General features: G+C 61.4%; 1 pseudogene. It reads left to right on the top strand.

Annotation, left to right across the window (positions count from 1 at the left end):
- Positions 1–407: pseudogene (locus EN893_RS37810) on the top strand (hypothetical protein); the annotation flags it as partial.

Here is a 407-nt window from a genome sequence, read left to right as displayed (position 1 = left end):
CGACACCACGGTCGACAAGACCACAAAGGTCTCGTCGGTTCCCAAGGAGAAGAACATCCACGCCAAGCTCGGTCGGCTGAACTCGCTTCAGCGCAACATCAACGCCTATATGAACTCGAAGAGCAAGAAGTTCGCTGCCATCCAGGCCTTCGTGACGCAGTCCGCCAAAGCCAAGGTTGCTCAGGCCGCCGCTGAAGCGGCCCAGGAGAAGCTGGATGCGCTGAATTCTCAGTTGACCGCGCTGACGTCGCTGACGCCCGAGCAGATTGCGGCCATGACGCCCGAAGATCAGGCGGCCTTGCCTGGGAGGATAACGGATCTGGAGGCCGAAATCACTGCCCAGGAGGCAGAGGTCACCGCCGCCAATGAGGCGGCTGCCGCGGCAGAGGTCGGCACCGATGATGCAT

This window comes from Mesorhizobium sp. M7A.F.Ca.CA.004.04.2.1 (assembly GCF_004022825.1).
Classification (GTDB): Bacteria; Pseudomonadota; Alphaproteobacteria; order Rhizobiales; family Rhizobiaceae; genus Mesorhizobium.
This window is presented reverse-complemented; position numbering and strand designations above follow the sequence as displayed.